The 17,693-nt window shown below is 37.9% G+C and carries 16 protein-coding genes; 4 read left to right on the forward strand and 12 right to left on the reverse strand.

The window, feature by feature from the left end; all coding sequences use genetic code 11:
• Positions 1-74: 74 nt before the first annotated feature.
• From flgL to ACQKOF_RS11080, 11 genes are all read right to left on the reverse strand, one after another.
• Entirely contained in the window at positions 75-992 is a 918-nt protein-coding gene (flgL, locus tag ACQKOF_RS11030; RefSeq protein ID WP_427556660.1) for a flagellar hook-associated protein FlgL, read from the reverse strand.
• 37 nt (positions 993-1,029) lie between these two features.
• The gene (flgK, locus tag ACQKOF_RS11035; protein ID WP_427556662.1) at positions 1,030-2,580 is read right to left on the reverse strand and encodes a flagellar hook-associated protein FlgK; all 1,551 of its coding nucleotides are present in this window, start codon (positions 2,578-2,580) and stop codon (positions 1,030-1,032) included.
• 65 nt (positions 2,581-2,645) lie between these two features.
• Positions 2,646-3,146, reverse strand: a complete 501-nt coding sequence (locus tag ACQKOF_RS11040; protein WP_427556665.1) for a flagellar protein FlgN — start codon at positions 3,144-3,146, stop codon at positions 2,646-2,648.
• A 27-nt stretch (positions 3,147-3,173) separates the two neighbouring features.
• Positions 3,174-3,434 carry a flagellar biosynthesis anti-sigma factor FlgM gene (gene flgM, locus ACQKOF_RS11045; protein WP_387083762.1) on the reverse strand — a complete coding sequence of 87 codons (261 nt, stop codon included), beginning with the start codon at positions 3,432-3,434 and terminating at the stop codon, positions 3,174-3,176.
• A 306-nt stretch (positions 3,435-3,740) separates the two neighbouring features.
• Positions 3,741-4,154: a TIGR03826 family flagellar region protein gene (locus tag ACQKOF_RS11050; RefSeq protein ID WP_400729522.1), complete on the reverse strand. Its 414-nt coding sequence runs from the start codon at positions 4,152-4,154 to the stop codon at positions 3,741-3,743.
• A gap of 80 nt (positions 4,155-4,234) precedes the next feature.
• The gene (locus tag ACQKOF_RS11055) at positions 4,235-4,825 is read right to left on the reverse strand and encodes a ComF family protein (RefSeq protein WP_427556668.1); all 591 of its coding nucleotides are present in this window, start codon (positions 4,823-4,825) and stop codon (positions 4,235-4,237) included.
• Complete coding sequence (locus ACQKOF_RS11060; RefSeq protein WP_427556671.1) at positions 4,825-6,192, reverse strand: DEAD/DEAH box helicase; 1,368 nt, start codon at positions 6,190-6,192, stop codon at positions 4,825-4,827. The genes ACQKOF_RS11055 and ACQKOF_RS11060 overlap by 1 nt, the downstream gene beginning before the upstream one ends.
• A 203-nt stretch (positions 6,193-6,395) precedes the next feature.
• Positions 6,396-7,238, reverse strand: a complete 843-nt coding sequence (locus tag ACQKOF_RS11065) for a DegV family protein (protein WP_370048143.1) — start codon at positions 7,236-7,238, stop codon at positions 6,396-6,398.
• 546 nt (positions 7,239-7,784) lie between these two features.
• On the reverse strand, positions 7,785-8,342 hold the full coding sequence (locus ACQKOF_RS11070; RefSeq protein WP_427556674.1) for a nuclear transport factor 2 family protein: 558 nt from the start codon (positions 8,340-8,342) through the stop codon (positions 7,785-7,787).
• Between the two features lie 345 nt (positions 8,343-8,687).
• Positions 8,688-9,362, reverse strand: coding sequence for a response regulator transcription factor (locus tag ACQKOF_RS11075; protein ID WP_053596394.1), 675 nt, complete (start codon positions 9,360-9,362; stop codon positions 8,688-8,690).
• Between the two features lie 38 nt (positions 9,363-9,400).
• Positions 9,401-10,546 carry a sensor histidine kinase gene (locus tag ACQKOF_RS11080; protein WP_427556677.1) on the reverse strand — a complete coding sequence of 382 codons (1,146 nt, stop codon included), beginning with the start codon at positions 10,544-10,546 and terminating at the stop codon, positions 9,401-9,403.
• Between the two features lie 156 nt (positions 10,547-10,702).
• On the opposite strand from ACQKOF_RS11080, the gene ACQKOF_RS11085 reads away from it, so the two are divergent.
• Positions 10,703-11,338, forward strand: coding sequence for a YigZ family protein (locus ACQKOF_RS11085; protein ID WP_427556680.1), 636 nt, complete (start codon positions 10,703-10,705; stop codon positions 11,336-11,338).
• Between the two features lie 147 nt (positions 11,339-11,485).
• Positions 11,486-12,547, forward strand: a complete 1,062-nt coding sequence (locus ACQKOF_RS11090; RefSeq protein ID WP_427556683.1) for an LCP family protein — start codon at positions 11,486-11,488, stop codon at positions 12,545-12,547.
• A gap of 379 nt (positions 12,548-12,926) precedes the next feature.
• Here the strand turns inward: ACQKOF_RS11090 and ACQKOF_RS11095 are convergent, their stop codons facing one another.
• Positions 12,927-13,991 carry a glycosyltransferase family 4 protein gene (locus ACQKOF_RS11095; RefSeq protein ID WP_427556686.1) on the reverse strand — a complete coding sequence of 355 codons (1,065 nt, stop codon included), beginning with the start codon at positions 13,989-13,991 and terminating at the stop codon, positions 12,927-12,929.
• Positions 13,992-14,215: 224 nt separating this feature from the next.
• Between ACQKOF_RS11095 and secA2 the strand changes: the two genes are divergently transcribed.
• Together secA2 and ACQKOF_RS11105 are read left to right on the forward strand one after the other, a co-directional pair.
• Entirely contained in the window at positions 14,216-16,579 is a 2,364-nt protein-coding gene (secA2, locus tag ACQKOF_RS11100; protein WP_427556689.1) for an accessory Sec system translocase SecA2, read from the forward strand.
• Positions 16,579-17,478, forward strand: a complete 900-nt coding sequence (locus ACQKOF_RS11105) for an accessory Sec system S-layer assembly protein (protein ID WP_427556692.1) — start codon at positions 16,579-16,581, stop codon at positions 17,476-17,478. The genes secA2 and ACQKOF_RS11105 overlap by 1 nt, the downstream gene beginning before the upstream one ends.
• The last annotated feature ends 215 nt before the right edge of the window (positions 17,479-17,693 follow it).

Genomic DNA, 17,693 nt, shown 5'->3' on the forward strand with positions numbered 1-17,693 from the left:
ATGTCCAAACGCTTCATTTTAATCTTATTCGTTAAGATTTCTCAAATCTGATTCAATTTGAAAGACTACTATAATTATCTTATAAAATCTACTAATGTTTGTTGAATAATTTTAGCACCAACAGAAAGTGCAGCTTGATGAATTGATTCACTAGTAACCATTTCAGTAATAGCCTTCGCATAATCAACATCTTCATTATCAGACAACTGCTTTGTTACACTTACTTCACGGATAGAAAGACGATTCTCCATTAACTCCACACGATTTTGACGTGCTCCGACATCAGCCTGCGCCTCGAGAATTTTATTATGAATCGCTGTAATGTCATCTCCAGTGCTATGTTCAGCTACTCCTCCAAGAGCATTACCGATTTCTTCACCAGTCGCTGGTCCACCAGCACGATTAGGATCTAAAAGATCTGAAATTTCCCCCATCATATTATCAATATCTTGGAATAGTCCAGCTCCAGGAGTGTTAACTTTCATCTGAATGCCATCATAAACTTCAATAACTACATCTTCTGAGTTTACTGTTGTTGGGTCAATTGCACCATTCTCAAACAATGGCTGATTCGTACGTGTTCCACTAAAAATATAACGATCAGCAATCTTTGTGTTTCCTACATCTTGAATTTGCTGACGAATTTGATCGATTTCAGCTTTGATTTTTGCACGTTCATCCGGTGTATTCGTATCATTTGCTGCTTGAATCACTAGCTCACGCACACGCTTCATCCGTTCACCAACTTGGTCAAGCGATTCGTCTGTTGTATCAATCCAGTTATTAACCTCATTCATATTACGTGTATATTGTTCAACTTGCCCTAAATCACGGCGATAGCCCATTCCTTTTACTGCTATTACAGGATCATCAGAAGGTCGAGTAATTTTAGAACCCAAAGTTATTTGGTCCTGCAGCTTAGACATTCTACTGTAGCCATTATTTAAATTTAAAAGCATGTTATTGGATAGCATAGATTGCGTTACGCGCATTTTTTAAAAGCCCCTTTCTATCAATCTAGAATATTTTCTATAGTCCTACACGGCCCATGCCGTTAATGATTTTGTCTAATGTTTCATCGACAACTGTAATCATACGTGCGTTGGCATTATATGCTTGTTGGAACGTAATCATATTTGTCATTTCCTCATCAAGGGACACTGAACTTACTGAGTCACGATTACCAGAAAGTGTTACTAATAATTTTTCAGACGTTTTGTTTAAACGATAAGCTTCTTCACCGTCAGTTCCAAGTTTACCGATCATTCCTTGATAAAAAGAGTTAAATGTCGCACCCTCTAAACCACCTTGGACTTTGGATTGAATATTAGCAAGTTCAAGTGCCCATTTACCGTTTCCTTCTTCGTTCGGTCCAGAAGAAGCAGCTAATTTAGAAGGATCTTTTAATAACTCATCGTTTACCTTAATATTTCCAGCAGTTATTGGTCCAGTTTCCGTAGTAAAGAAATCTATATTATTTTTATTACCTGATAAATCATAGCCTTGCTTATGCATATCATTGAAGGCTTTAGCAAATTCAGCTGCCAATTTATTAAGGTCTGCTAATGTTTCAGAATAATAACCTTTAGTAATAGTATCCCCATTAGCATTTGTTGCAGTATAACCATATGAATCAATAAGGGATAACAGTTTCCCTTTACCTGGTTCTAACTGGTCATATGTAATCGATTCTATTTGGCCAAGTCCACTTACTTGAATAGATGAGAATACATTAGACAAGTCGTTGCCATTAATTTGTTTTGAACCAGTGCCATTTACTTCGATAGTAGCACAGTCTTTACCATTAACTAGCTCAATTTCATCTGTACCATTTGGTTTAAACACAACTGTAAGGGTTCCTTCAGCCACTGAACTAGCATTTCCGCCAGATTCAACTCGTTTAATTGAAACAGGTATGTAATTATTTAATTCATCGACTAAAAGATCACGTGCATCGTATAAGTCGTTCGGTACAAGACCATTCGGCTCTACTTCCTGAACTTGTTTATTGATGGCAGCAATTTGTTTTAAGAGTGAGTTAATACGATCCGTCGCAACACTAATTTCGTTCCCTAAATTACCTTGAATTGTTTTTAGCTGCTTGTCCATATATCTAAATGATTCAGCTAGGTGATCAGCACGTGAGATAGCTACTTTACGAGAGGCCGTATTTTCTGGATTTGTACTGACATCTTGAAGCCCTTTCCAGAACTGTTCTAATGCCGCGTTTAAACCAAATTGAGATGGCTCGTCCATAATATCTTCCATTTGAGAAATCGCATTTGAACGTGATTCCCAATAGCCAAATTTATTTGTTTCTTGGCGATATTGTCGATCAATAAATTCATCACGAATACGTTGAATTGATCCAGTTTCAACCCCAGTTCCAAGATGCCCAGGGTAATACGGTGAGTTTAAACCCGGCGTTGGAAAACCAGGAGTCGCTTGCATATTTACCCGTTGGCGAGAGAAACCTAATGTATTTGCATTGGAAATATTATGTCCAGTTGTGTATAAAGCTGTTTGTTGTGTAAATAAACCACGTTTACTTGCTTCTAAGCCCATAAATGTTGAGCGCATTTTTTTTCCTCCTTTTTATTAACGTTTATAATTCCAAGCAAAATTTCTTACATGGGCGCAAGAAACTATGCTTGAGAATCGAAAAATGATTTTTTGGCAACCTTATTTGTTCCGCGTATCTCATTACCAGAGTAGTTCATTTGCTCTGTCCGAGGTCGCAAAGTATCCATTGTGAGATTGACAAATTGTAGTGATTGAAACACTAGTTTTTGATTTAAATCGTTTTGTTCTTTTAAGTCGTTGATGATTTGCAATAATCGATTGCGCACTGCTGAAAGCGTATCTTTTTCAGTCTGTTGTTCAGCAGCCTCGATGACATCAGCGACAGTTGTTTTGTCAGTTGAAGCAAATCCTTTTGCTTCAAGGTAGTCCGTTACCTGTTTCTGACGCTGTTGCTCGAGCTTATCGATGGCCGCTACATGCGCCTGCTCATCCTTGAGCATTTGGTCCAGTGCTTCGATATTCCCAACTGTAATGATTTCAGTTTTTTTAATGGCTAGTTCAAGTAAGCTTTTATGCATTCTTTCTAGCTTTGTTAATGTAGAACAGATCGCTTCTGTAGACATTTTGCTAAGCACCCTTTCTGATATTCCTTAGAAACGATAATATTTCAGCATATCTTCTGCAACTTTGCGAGCGTCCACTTTGTATTCACCAGAATTGATATCTTTTTTTAGTTGTTGTACGCGTTCTGCACGCTCTGTGCTGTATGTTGAAACTCCTTGCATCTCCTGTGCAGTTTTTGAAATTTCGATTTTATCTGCAAAAGATGCCTTGTTAGCGCCTGATTTTACATTGCGCACTTGATTTTTATAGGCGTTCACTGCATTAATCCCATAAGATGTAATTTTCATTTAATAACCCCCCTATCTAAAAAGCTTATCTTCCTATTATTTCGGATTGTCTCACATAATGTTAAGTTTTCAAATATAAAAAAGTGTGCTAATTTTGTTTAAAATTAACACACTTTAGACCTATCAATTATGCCTCGGCACAATTGCGTCCGGAATCGGCTTTGTGCTTAGGCCTGCAGATGTTTTTTGCGCGAAAGCGTAGCGTCAGCAGCATGATGTTGGTCACTCAGTTGTTGCCACAGGACGTGGCGTTCTTAGACTGAGTTCCTCTATTTCAGCGGGTGTTTGGACACTCGCTGAAAGAAGTTAACGTTTTCGTTCTGCGTGATATGTTACACGATCACGTTCTGCCACACTCTCACGGAACTCCTTCGCCGCTTCAAATGTACGTAGCTCCGACTTCAATTCATCCTGACATTTTGTACAAAGCTTACCTTGTGTCGTTAGATGACCACAGTTATCACATGGATAGCCAAGATTCGGGAACATCGCAGTCTGTAAGCGCCCCTTGCGTACCCATTTATACAATAGATCCTCTTCAGCACCAGTTGCTTCAACAATGCGTTCTACTGTCGCTGCACGGTTTTCACGTTTACGTAAAAAGCGATAAACGATTTGATATAAGTCCTCTTCAGATTGAGCACATTTATGACATACTTCTCGGACCCCTGTATAATTAAAAAACTCATTACATTTCGGACAATTACGAACCTCTGCCATCAACTCTTCCTCCTCTTACATATAACAGCTAAACGAAATTTATATACTCGTAATCTATTATACACAATGCATTAGCATTTTCATCCATTAATTAGTGTGAAGCTTTTGACATTTTTAGCGCCTGCGTTTAATAAAACCTCAGTAGCATGCCTTAAAGTCGTTCCTGTAGTTTTTATATCGTCAAAAAGAAGATATTCTTTATGCTCTACTTGTGCTCCAGCCATCAGACGGAAAAGAGAAGCTGCTTGGATGCGCTGCTCTCTGTTTTTGGAGCTTTGCGTTGCTGTCGTCGTCTTTTCTAAAAGTTGTATAAAAGGAATATTAGCAGCTTTTAATAGCTCCTCCATATGCGAAAAGGTACGTTCCCTTTGCTTGAGGGGATGCATAGGAATCGGAATGATGGTTGCTTTTTCATGTTTAAATCGTGCATGTAGCTCCTGCCGAAATACTTTAGCAAGTGCGACATCCTGAAGAAATTTATATTGATGCAAATAATCTTTCATCGCATCGTTATATTGGTAAAGTGCTGTTGCTGTTGAGGAATATTCAAATCGAGCCGAGCACCTATCACAGATCGTTGGTTGAAATTGTTTTGTTAAAAGTATTTTCCATGAAATTGCTGCTTGCAAAGGCTGTGAGCATAATAAGCAAAGTGTTTCAATTTTATTCATTATGATGAAAATCCTTTCTTATTATAATAAAGAATTTTGATACGCGCATCATCCATTTCAATCGTAATACCATGATGAAAAAATACGACGTCTCCATCTGCAAAATTAGCATTTCGTCCAACTCGCCCAGCGATTTGTATTAGTGCACTGGAAGTGAAAATTGTTGATTCTGCCCCAATCACTGCGACCTGTACGTTTTTTATCGTAATTCCTCTTTCTAAAATGGTCGTTGTCAGTAAGCCTGGAACTTCTTCATGGCGCAGTTTAAGCACTTTTTCTTTACGCTGAGGATCTTCAGCGTACACCGCCATAATGCTTCTATCTAATAATTGAAAAAGGGGCGTAGCTGTTTTCATTAATTCTACTTTCGGGAAAAATAATAGAAAAGGTTCTTTGCGTGCAAGGCGCTCCTCTGTCCATTGTTTTAGCTGTCGTGGGATCTTTCCTCGTTTTAAACTTTTTTCATAGCTCCATAGGGAATGAAATCGAGGGACTGGTAATGGACGGTTATGATAGCGCTTCGGGATAAATGAATAGCTTTTATTTTGATACTGAGTAAGTAATTTTTGCGAAGGTGTTGCTGTGACCAACATTATTGGTGCGTTTTCTGTTTTCGCCTTTTGCACAGCGCTTTGTAAGGTTTCGTCAAATGTATATGGAAATGCATCAGCTTCATCAACAATCATGACGTCAAACGCTTGTTCAAAACGATAAAGCTGATGAGTTGTAGCAAACACAAGCTGTGCGTAGCCCTCCTGCTTTGGTGATCCACCGTATAGTGCATGGATGATCGTTTGCTGGAAAACAGTTTGAAAGCGCGGATATAACTCGAGCACTACATCTGTACGTGGCGTAGCGATACATACCCGTAAGCCCTGCTCTAACGCATAGTGTACAGTCGGGAAAAGTAGCTCTGTTTTTCCTGCCCCACATACGGCATGGATAAGATGCGAACGCTTTGCTTTAACACTTTCTAGCATTTCATTTGCGGCCTGTTGTTGAAGCACTGTAAATTGCCCTGCCCATTTGAGTGAGTGCTTTCTTGTTCTCATTGCGCGAGGGCCAGCCCAGATCGTCAATTGCGTACAGCTACTCACTCTGCCCATGTTCAGACAATGTCTACAATATATACATTGCTGCTGGCATTTTGAACAAGCAAACGTTGTAAATTGCTGAGGATTATCATTATGGCAGCGATTGCATTTTAGATGCGGCTCTTTTTGAATTCCTTCTATTATATGGAAGTATTTGTGATTGATCGATTTCTCGATATCTCCCTTTGAAAATGGGACATGCTCCTTTAAGCAAATACGTCCTTCATGAAAATCTCGTAATGCAGGTGGCAACAACCAACCTTTGTATTTCATTGCTTTGCTCCTTTCCGTGGGTGGTTTTTATCAGCGGTTCTAGTAGGTTTAGTAGCGATATTCACGGGTTTGCCGGCGATTCTGGCACTTTTAGCGGCGATATCCACTAGTTTAGCGGCGATTCTCCCACTTCACCCGGCCGGTATTCCTCAATATAAAAAACAGCCTCTACAAATTTGCTGTAGAGACTGTCTCACTTAAGATTATTTTTTTGTCCAGCCTAGACCCATTGAGCCTTCACCTAAGTGTGTGCCAATTACGGGACCGAAATAGCTCAATTTAAAGTTAACGTTCGGGTAGGTTGCTGCTAGTTGTGCTAGCCATTCTTCGGCTTCAGCCTGGCAATTGCCGTGAATCACAACCGCGTCCAGTGCTTCATACTTTTGAACATCCTCAGCTAGTAGCTCCTCCGCACGCTTTAATGCTTTTTTACGCGTACGAATTTTTTCAAAAGGTACAATGACCTTGTCCACAAAATGAAGTACTGGCTTTACTTGTAATAAGCCGCCAATTAATGCAGCTGCTGAAGACAGACGTCCCCCACGTTGTAAGTGCCCTAAGTCGTCTACAATGAAGTAAGCACGAATTGTCTGCTGCATGTCCGCTAATGTAGCGAGAATTTCTTTTGCAGAAAAGCCCTGAGCTGCCATTTCAGCTGCTCGTAGAACGTAAAAACCCTGTACCGCACAGGATATTTCACTATCAAAAGCGTACATATCAATGCCTTCTACCATCTCGCCTGCTTGAATTGCACCTTGATATGTTCCACTGATTCCACTTGATAAATGAATAGATATTACCTCATCATACTCTTTTGCCAGTTCTTCAAAGAGAGCGGCAAATTCTCCAATTGGGGGCTGTGTTGTTTTTGGAAATTCTTTTGCCCCGCGTACTTTATCATAAAATTCAGATGCCGTGATATCTACTTCTTCTGCAAATAATTGTCCTGAGATATTTACACTTAACGGAATCATATGAATGTTTAAGCGAGCTCGTTCCTCAGCCGGAATATATGCAGTACTATCTGTTACGATTGCTGTCCTCATCCATGTCCACTCTCCTATTCTACATAGTTTACAATCAATTGCGCCTCGGCGCAATTGTGGCTGTCGCTTCGCTTTCGCACAGATAAAAAAATTGTTGCTGTCGCTTCGCTTCGCACAGATAAAAAAATTGTTGCTGTCGCTTCGCTTTTGCAGATAAAAAGAAATGAATGTGAAATGAATTACGACATTGCGTAATCTCGTCCGAATGTTGAATAAGAGTAGTACGCTTCACTCTTTCATCATTCTAGACATCTGCTAAATTGTTAAATTGTTAAATTTAGCATCCATTTCACATTCATTTTCTATGTATACTGCTCTTAGCAAAACTAATTCGCTAGAGGTTGATCTTCATTCAATTAAATCCTTCGTTTAAGTAGATAAAGGCTCATCACCATAACGTGGGGTTGATTTCCGTTCCAGCTAGGCAAGTCCAATGAACTGTTGCTTTTAGCCTTAGCTCGTTCTAGTGTCTTATCTTTGACGCTAATCCCAGAAAACGCCTAACCTCAACTCTTAGTGATGAGCCTGAATGAAGATATCCTCATTTTATTTGCCAGTACTTGATTTCGTGTCATCCATATAAAAGACGCTAGTGACCTTCCAGCGTCCATCTTCTTTGACGAATACTGTAACTTGTTGTCCTGCACTTTCATGCTTCACATTTGTTTTAGTTTGTACTAAATGTACTGTTAAATTTGAATGGACCTGTGCTTCATTTGCGTTATATTTTATAATTGTAGTATCTTTAGCATCTCGTTTAACGTCTGACTGTTTAAATACTTCTGACGTGTATTTTTTGTCTTCTTCATAATTGAAACCTTTAGGATTCTTCGAGATTGTTTGCATATAACGATCAATTTCATTTGAATTGAAAGCTGCAATATATTCATTAAATGCCGCTATTATTGCTTTTTCTTCATCAGCAGGGATATTTTCTGCCTTTGTTATTTTCCCACCATTCATTTCAAACCCTACGGTTCCATCATCAATGATTTTTTGTTTTTCTTCTGCACTCATTTCATCTTTTTTATTACCACAGGCAGTTAACATTAATGCAGTTAACATTAATAAGGTAAGAACTGCTAGAAAACTTTTCTTTAACATCAAAAAACCTCCCGCGCATATTGTAGCATATAAATCCCGTTGTAGGAATTTTGTTATGCATTTTCAACATTTAGGTGTTACATCTTCCTTATGACGCCCATGATTTTAAAATGTTGCACTATTAAAGTGATCTCTATGTATTTAATTATTTCACGTTATGATGATTCGTCACACACTGGAATGGAACGGTATGAATAGGCATTACACTATAAGGGGAGTCTCCTGAGGGATGACGCTACGATTCCGCCACAAATGCGGCGGTTTATTTTTACTAAAAAAACTGCTTTAAAAACTACTAAATAATATAGTAGCCTTTAAAAACAGCTTTAAATTCAATATATGCTATTAGCGTACTTCAACCCAGCCATTTTTGATGGCTGTAACAACAGCTTGTGTACGGTCGTTTACATTCATTTTTTGTAAAATGCTTGAAACGTGGTTTTTAACTGTTTTTTCAGAAATAAACAGTGTCTCACCAATTGTACGGTTAGATTGTCCATCTGTTAATAATTGTAACACTTCACATTCACGTTTTGTTAGTAAATGGAATGGGCGACGAATTTCTGTTTGATGGAAGTTACCTTTATTTTCATGCTCAGAAAGACGACGGAATTCCGCTACTAAATTTTTAGTTACTTTCGGATGTAGGTATGATCCACCATTCGCAACTACTTTAATCGCTTCAACAATTTCGTCAGCATCCATCTCTTTTAGCATATAGCCAAGTGATCCAGATTTTAGCGCGTGTGTTACGTATGTTTCATCATCATGAATAGATAGCATAATCACCTTCGCATCTGGGAATTCACTAATCAACTCTGCTGTTGCCTCTACTCCATTTTTCCCTGGCATATTAATGTCCATTAGTACAACATCTGGTTGATTTTCAGCATATAAAGTTACCACATCTGTTCCATCATCACCTTCTGCTACTACATCAAACGTATCTTCAAAGTCTAAAATACGTTTTACTCCTTCGCGGAATAGCTGGTGATCGTCTACAATAATAATCTTCGTCATTTGTCTTTACCCCCTAAAATTCTCCAACAATCGTTTTACTATACTTCTAACGGAATTTTAAATAAAACCGTCGTACCTCGATTTATCTCACTTGTAATTGAGATTGTCCCATCCAAAATTTCGATCCGTTCTTTCATACCTAATATCCCAAAGGAATGGTCTTTAACTACCTGCGGATCGAAACCTATGCCATCGTCCTTTACAACGATATTTACGGCATTTTTCAACCACTCAAGTTTTACCCAAATATCCTTACATTTCCCGTGCTTCATGGCATTTGTTACACATTCTTGCACTAATCGGAAAATAGATACTTCATAGTTTGATGGAATACGCTTTTCGGTGCTTCTCGATTGGAAATGAACTTCAACACCAGGATTATATTCAGTCACTGTCGATAAGTATTTTTTTAATGTCGGAACAATTCCCAAATCATCAAGTGCCATTGGTCTTAAATCATAGATAATACGTCGCACCTCTGATAATGCATTACGCACCGTTTTTTTTAAATCAGTAATTTCAGCCAAAGCATATTCAATGCCCTTTTCACGATACGTTCTGTCTATTAAATCAGTGCGCATGAGTACATTTGCCAGCATCTGAGCAGGTCCATCATGAATTTCCCTAGATAGACGTTTGCGCTCCTCTTCTTGTGCTGCAATAATACGTATACCAAAATCTTGTTTCATTTTTGCTTGTTCAAGTGCTAAACCAACATTTTTTAAATCTGAAGTTAAGTAATTCAAAACGACATTTACTTGATTGACAATATGATCTGCACGTTCAATCGTATCGAGTAATGCTCTTAATCTTCTCTCTAAATCATCTCTTTTATCACGTAGCTGCTTTTCTTGTGTTCTAATAACAGAGAGCTTCACTTGAAAATCATGAGCAGTTTCATATGCTTCTCTAACTTGTTCTTCGGTATAATTATCAAAAGCTTTACTCACTAACACAAGTCTTTGCTTAGCAAGCTGTGTGCTTTTTTCTAAAGCATCGCCTTCATCAATAACAATTGAAACTTGTTTTCGAACAATTTCTAGCTCTATTTTCATATCTTCAAAGCTTCTTCGGCTTTGTTCACTTATAATAAAGATATCATCTTTTGAGCTCATGATTGTTTCTAACATTCGATTAAATATGTCATCAAGCGACTTTAAATCGAAGGTATCATTTGAAAACATAGTATACTCCCCAGTCTAATGTCTTATGATTACTTACTATTTCAATAGACCAATTACATAGTCTACACCTATTATAGCATCACCATGTTAAAATTTAATGCTTTTTCTTTATGAAAATTATAGAATAGAACTCTACTTTAAAGGAGATTGATACTGATGAGAGAAAACTATTTAACTGTAAAAGGATATGGAGAAAGCGAAATTGTTATTTCAAAATCTCGCTTCCTTACTTATATAGAACGTATAGAAACGGAAGAGGATGCAATTTCTTTTATTGAACGCATAAAAAAAATGCATCATAATGCGACTCATAATTGTTCAGCCTATATTATTGGAGAGCATGATCATATTCAAAAAGCAAATGATGACGGGGAACCGAGTGGCACAGCTGGCGTCCCTATGTTAGAGGTTCTAAAAAAACAAGGGTTAAAGGATACAGTCGTTGTCGTCACACGTTACTTTGGTGGCATTAAGCTTGGCGGTGGCGGTCTTATTCGTGCGTACGGAAAAGCGACAACAGAAGGTTTACTTGCTGCCCAAGTAGTCGAACGCAAGCTTCATCATTTGATGAAAATTGCCATTGATTATACATGGCTTGGCAAAGTAGAAAATGAAATTCGAGGGTCTTCATATTCATTAGAAGAAATTCGCTACTTGGAAGGCGTTGAAATCATTGTCTCTGTGTTAAAAGAGGAAGAAGAACAGTTTCAAAACTGGGTAACAGAAATGACAAATGGACAAGCAAACATTACTTTTGAGAATGCTCAATTTATCGAATTTGTTGTGAAATAAATAGTTTTAATTGTCGAAAACTAAATATCCATAGTATAATTTTAATATTGAGCTATTTTATCATTTACTCAAATTCTAAAAGTACTTGAATAAAGTTTAGTTTAATCACATTATTATTCCCAAAATTCAGAGGAGAATATATCAAATATGAAAAATAGAACTAAAAATAAAAGCAAAAAGAGGTCTTCTAAAGCTTCACTAATTATAAAAGTTGCCCTTCTTTTAGTTGCTAGTTTACTAATTTGCGCGACTGCTTATGGTGTTTATATCGCGAAGCAAGCAAAGCATGCAGCAGACTCAGCTCATGAAGAATTAAAAGGTCGAGACATTTCTTCACTTCGTGATGAAAAAGTAGAACCAGTACACGATAATGTTTCAATCCTATTTGTCGGTGTTGATGATAGTGAAAATCGCGGGCAAGGCTCTGAGCACTCACGTTCTGACGCATTAATCCTAGCAACATTAAATAATAAGACAAAAACGATTAAAATGCTAAGTATCCCTCGAGATTCTTATGTTTATATTCCTTCTGTAAATCGTAAGGATAAAATTACTCATGCACATGCCTTTGGTGGAACAATTTCAACAATTGATACTGTAGAACAACTATTAGATGTGCCAATTGACTATTATGTGCGTATGAACTTTAATGCATTTATTGACGTAGTTGATGCATTAGGTGGAATCGAAGCTGAAGTGCCGTATAAGTTACACGAAAAAGACGAATTTGATCGCAATTCCATCAACTTAAAGCCTGGTTTACAGCATTTAAACGGAAGTCAGGCACTTGCACTTGCAAGAACACGTAAACAAGACAATGATATTGAACGCGGCAAGCGTCAACAAGAGATTTTAACGGCGATCATTAATAAAGTTTCTTCTGTAGGCTCCATTACAAAATACGATGATGTTATTAGAGCACTTGGTGATAACATGAAGACAAATATGACATTTAGTGAAATGAAGTCATTCTTATCTTATTTAACACAAGGGATGCCACGTATTGATTCTTTAACATTAGATGGTACAGATGATATGTCTACTGGTGTTTACTACTATAAATTAAATCAAGAATCGGTTGATGAAATATCTGAAACGCTGAAAAACCATCTTGACTACAATAAAGCATCTAGTAACTTAACGAATAAAAATACTGATAAAGCTAACGCTGTTGGCGATGATGCAACAGAAAACAATAGCGCTCAGTAACTATAAAAGCCTTTCCACTTTTAAATAAATTTGTGGAAAGGCTTTTTGTATGGCATGATTTTGTGATGTTTCCTTAGCGAGGAGATTATAGGCTGAGGGCACAAATAGACCTGAACTTTTCACCATGTTACTCGAGCAGTTCCAAGGTCTACCTGAGCGGATTTTCTCTTTACCCGAGCAGTTTTCCGGTCTACCCGAGCACCTTTTCCACCTTGCCCGAGCGGATTCACCACTCTAGCTGAGATTTTTTTCACGTAGACCCGAGCTTCTTTATGTTACCTGAACACGTCCACTTCCCTCTATACTTCCAAAGTAAACTACATGGTGCGAGACACAAAAAAAGCAATCATTCATAAAAATGGATGATTGCTTAAATGTTTTATTTATTAAATATCCGCACAAAATTCAATAGTGGTTTATAGTTTTTACCCGCGAGTCCGATGACTTCAACCAAAATTTCAATTGCAGTTAAAATGACAGCAACGAGTAAAATCGCACCCCATACTTTTGCCATTGAGAAAATGATGGCTGCTAACCCAAACATCACGGCAATCCCATAAATAATGAGTACTGTTTGACGATGTGTGAAGCCCATATCCAGTAAACGGTGATGCAAGTGTGATTTATCTGGATCAGACCATTTTTGCTTCATGCGAACACGACGAACAATCGCAAAGAATGTATCAGAAATTGGCACACCTAGTATAATAACTGGGATAATTAATGTTAGGACCGTTATATTTTTAAATCCAAGCAATGCGAGCACTGATATCATAAAACCAAGGAATAATGCTCCTGTATCTCCCATGAAGATTTTCGCTGGGTGGAAATTGTAAAATAAAAATCCAAATGTTGCTGCTGCTAAAATGGCTGCGATTGCTAAGACGAACATATTGCTCATAATAAATGCCATGACGGCTAAAGTAATAAGGGCAATCGTTGAAACACCTGCCGCTAGACCATCTAAGCCATCGATTAAATTAATAGCATTTGTAATACCAACAATCCAAAGAATTGTTAAAGGGATACTTAGTAATCCAAAATTTAATTCACCTACAAATGGTAAATTAACCATGTCGATTTGAATGCCGCCTACAAAAATAACGATAAGTGCTGCAATAAGCTGACCAATTAATTTTGCTTTTGCGGAAATTTCACGCATATCGTCTATGACACCTGTTGCTACGATAATACAAGCTCCAATTATAATTGCCAGTAAAAAATCGCTAGCATTTTCATTGTATATTAAAATCGGCTGGAATATAGCCACAGCTATTAAAAACGCAAAGAAAATCGCCAATCCGCCAAGTCTTGGCATTATTCGTGCATGTACTTTTCGATAGTTTGGTGCATCGACTGCACCTATTCTGAATGCTAATCGTTTAACTAGTGGAGTTAACAATATTGAAGCAACAAATGCTGCTATTAAAGACACGTAGAGCATGTCTCTCCTCCTCAAAAAATAATCTACATTTAAATTCTAATTGATTATAGCACGAACAGACGCCGAAATATACTTTTTCTATTTATTTTCCACCATTTCACAAATATTATTCCTCTTTTTCAAATTGGAAGAATGCTGCATGTCAAATGTAGTCATCATTCGTAAAATTTGATAAAATAATGTAGTGTCTAGCATTTAGACAACTTAAAAGGAGCGTAAATTTCATGTTCTCAATTTTTAAACGCAACGATGAGCAAACTAGTGCTCGTCAATTGAAACGCTACTATAAAATAGTAGATCAGATTAATAGTCTTGAAGAAAAATATGTCAATAAGTCAGATGAAGAATTAAAAGAAATGACTTTTATTTTCAAGGATCGTTTAGAACAAGGTGAACCAATTACATCGATCATCCCAGACGCATTTGCTGTTGTACGCGAAGCCTCAAAACGTGTATTAGGTATGCGTCATTTTGATGTACAGCTTATCGGTGGTCTTGTTTTAACTGAAGGTAATATTGCAGAGATGCCTACAGGTGAAGGTAAAACGCTTGTCGCTTCCCTTCCTTCCTATGTACGCGCATTAGAAGGTAAAGGTGTTCACGTCATTACAGTTAATGACTACCTAGCTAAGCGTGACTACGAGCTTGTCGGTCAAATCCATCGTTTCCTTGGCTTAACAGTTGGTTTAAATATACCGATGATGGAGCCGGATGCAAAAAAAGAAGCCTACAACGCAGATATTACATATGGTGTAGGTACTGAGTTTGGATTTGACTACTTACGCGACAACATGGCTCATAGCTTAGCTGATAAAGTACAGCGCCCTTATCACTTCGCCATTATCGATGAAGTAGATAGTGTCCTTATTGATGAGGCAAAAACACCGCTTATTATCGCTGGAAAAATGCCTGCGAATGATGAGCTACATCGCATAGCCTCTATGCTAGCTAAACGTTTTAAAGAAGAAGAAGATTACGATTTTGATGATGAAACAAAAGCTACTTCTTTAACAGATGTAGGCATTGAAAAGGTTGAGGCTGCCTTTAATGTTGATAATCTATATGATCTTGAACACCAAACACTTTACCATTATGTTATCCAAGCAGTTCGTGCACATGTGATGTTCAAGCGCGACGTTGATTACATCGTAAAAGATGACAAAATCGAGCTTGTTGATATGTTCACAGGTCGTGTTTTAGAAGGTCGTTCGCTATCTGATGGCTTACATCAAGCGATTGAAGCAAAAGAAGGCGTAACGATTACTGAAGAAAATAAAGCACAGGCACAAATCACAATTCAGAACTATTTCCGTATGTATCCGAAGCTTTCTGGGATGACGGGTACGGCGAAAACACAGGAAAAAGAAATTCGCGAAGTGTACGGCATGGAAGTTATTCAAATTCCAACAAACCGCCCGCGTCAACGTGTCGATCAGCCTGATCTTATTTTCAACAAACAGGAAGATAAATATAAGTATGTAGCAGCTGAAGCTAAACGTCGTCACGAAAAGGGACAACCTGTCTTAATTGGGACAACGTCAATACTGCAATCTGAAACAGTGGCTGAACACTTAAAGAAAGAAGGCTTAAAATTCCAATTGCTGAACGCTAAAACAGTTGAGCAAGAGGTTGAGCTGATTTCACAAGCTGGTCAAAAAGGTCGTATTACTGTAGCAACAAATATGGCTGGCCGCGGTACAGATATTGTGCTTGATGAAGCAGTTCACGAGCTTGGAGGCTTATATGTCCTCGGTACTGAAAAGCATGAAAGCCGCCGTGTAGATAATCAGCTGCGTGGTCGTTCAGGTCGCCAAGGTGACATAGGTGAAAGCCGCTTCATTCTCTCTATTGAAGATGATATGTTCCGCCGTTATGCAAAAGAAGAGGTTGAAAAATTCTCAGAAAAAATGGTTGTCGATGAAAAAGGCATTATCCAAACTAAAGAAGTTCAAGAACTTATTAACCGTACACAACGTATTGTTGAAGGCTCTCAATACGGTATGCGTGAATATAACCTAAAATTAGATGATGTTATCAATGACCAACGTACAGTTATTTACGGTCTACGTGATAAAATTTTAACTGGTGAAGATTTAATGGGTGAGCTGAAAAAAATGCTAAGTGAAACAGTTGATTTCGCTGTTCGCGAAGCTGCTCCAGATGAACTTCCTTCAGTGGAATGGGATTACGACCAAATGGAGAGCTCGCTCAATTCCCTATTCATTACTCCTGTCACAATTGATCGTGAAGTGGGCAAAGTAAAACAAATTTTAGCTGATATTCAACCTGCTGAACAAGAGTTGCTTGATCGCATGGAAAAGTTCTCTAGTAATGATGAAGTAATGAAAATTATTCCACAAGTAATGCTAAGCTATCTAGACAGTGGCTGGGTGAAACATTTAGAAAACATGGCACACTTAAAAGAAGGAATCGGATTACGTCATTACCAACAAGAAGACCCGATGCGAATTTACCAACGTGAAGGACTCGAATTATTCGGAAAGAATTTCCAAGAATTACGTCGTTCGATCATTATAGAAATTACTGGCTTCATGAAAATGATTGAAGCACAATTGGAGGTACAATAATGGGCTTATTCTCATTCTTTAAAAAATCAGACAAAGTTGTTCAAGAAAACACAATTGACTCTAAAGACTTATTAGGAAGTGCTACTACGGAGAATAGCGATAATCGCGATGTCGTGACTAAGCTATCATTCCATCCAGATTGGGATGTTCCACAGGAGCAAAAGTATATTTTTAATTTCCTTGCTAATGAGCTAGAACCATTGAAGCCAAATCAATTATCACTTTCTTCTATTAGTATTGAAGAAGATCTACGTTCTAAAAAATGGCAAGTGCGTGCATTTTTCCGCTCATCATTACCTCAAACCATTGAGCTAGGTGAAATTGAGCTGTTCATTATGGATAAAAATGACGAGCTTGTAGCATCTAAAAAATTCGACTTTGCAGCACTTGGCACAATTCCAGCAGAAAGTGCTCGTCCATGGGTATTTGACTTTGAAAAATCAACAATAAAAGTCGATGAAGTACCAGAAGATGGCTGGAAAATTGCATTCAACCTTGTTTCCCTTCGTGGTCACCAATTAGAATTAGACCCATCATGGGAAAAACAACTGCCTACAGCACAAAAAGAAGAGCTTGCGAAAATCGTAAAAACTTTACCTAAGTTAGGCGAAACAGAAGTAAACTTCACTGGCCTACAAGCGAAACTTGCTGATAACGGTAATTTTAATGTGTCAATCTTCATTCGTAACGGACATAATAAAGCTATTAATCTAGAACAATTACCACTAGAAATTATTGATGCAACAGGCAAACAAATTGCTAAAGGCTCATTTAAAATGGATCCAATATTAACTGTACAACCAAACTCAACAAAGCCATGGACATTTATCTTCCCTGCAGAGCTTGTTGACGCAAAAGATGCCGATCTTTCTCGGTGGACAGCACGTGTAACACAATAAAGTGTTTAAGACCCTTCTTTTTATAGAAAGAAGGGTTTTTTCATTTGTTCATTTTCTTATAGAGCAATGGTCAACCCTTTATCAGCGATGTTCTTTGGTTTATCAGCGATGTCGTTGTTCTACCGGCGTTTCCGGCACTTTTACCGGCGATGTTCGATGTCTTATCGGCGATTCTGGGCCTTTTATCAGCGATGTTCGCCGTCTTATCAGCGATT

It is taken from the genome of Lysinibacillus sp. NPDC093190 (assembly GCF_050280425.1).
Classification (GTDB): Bacteria; Bacillota; Bacilli; order Bacillales_A; family Planococcaceae; genus Lysinibacillus.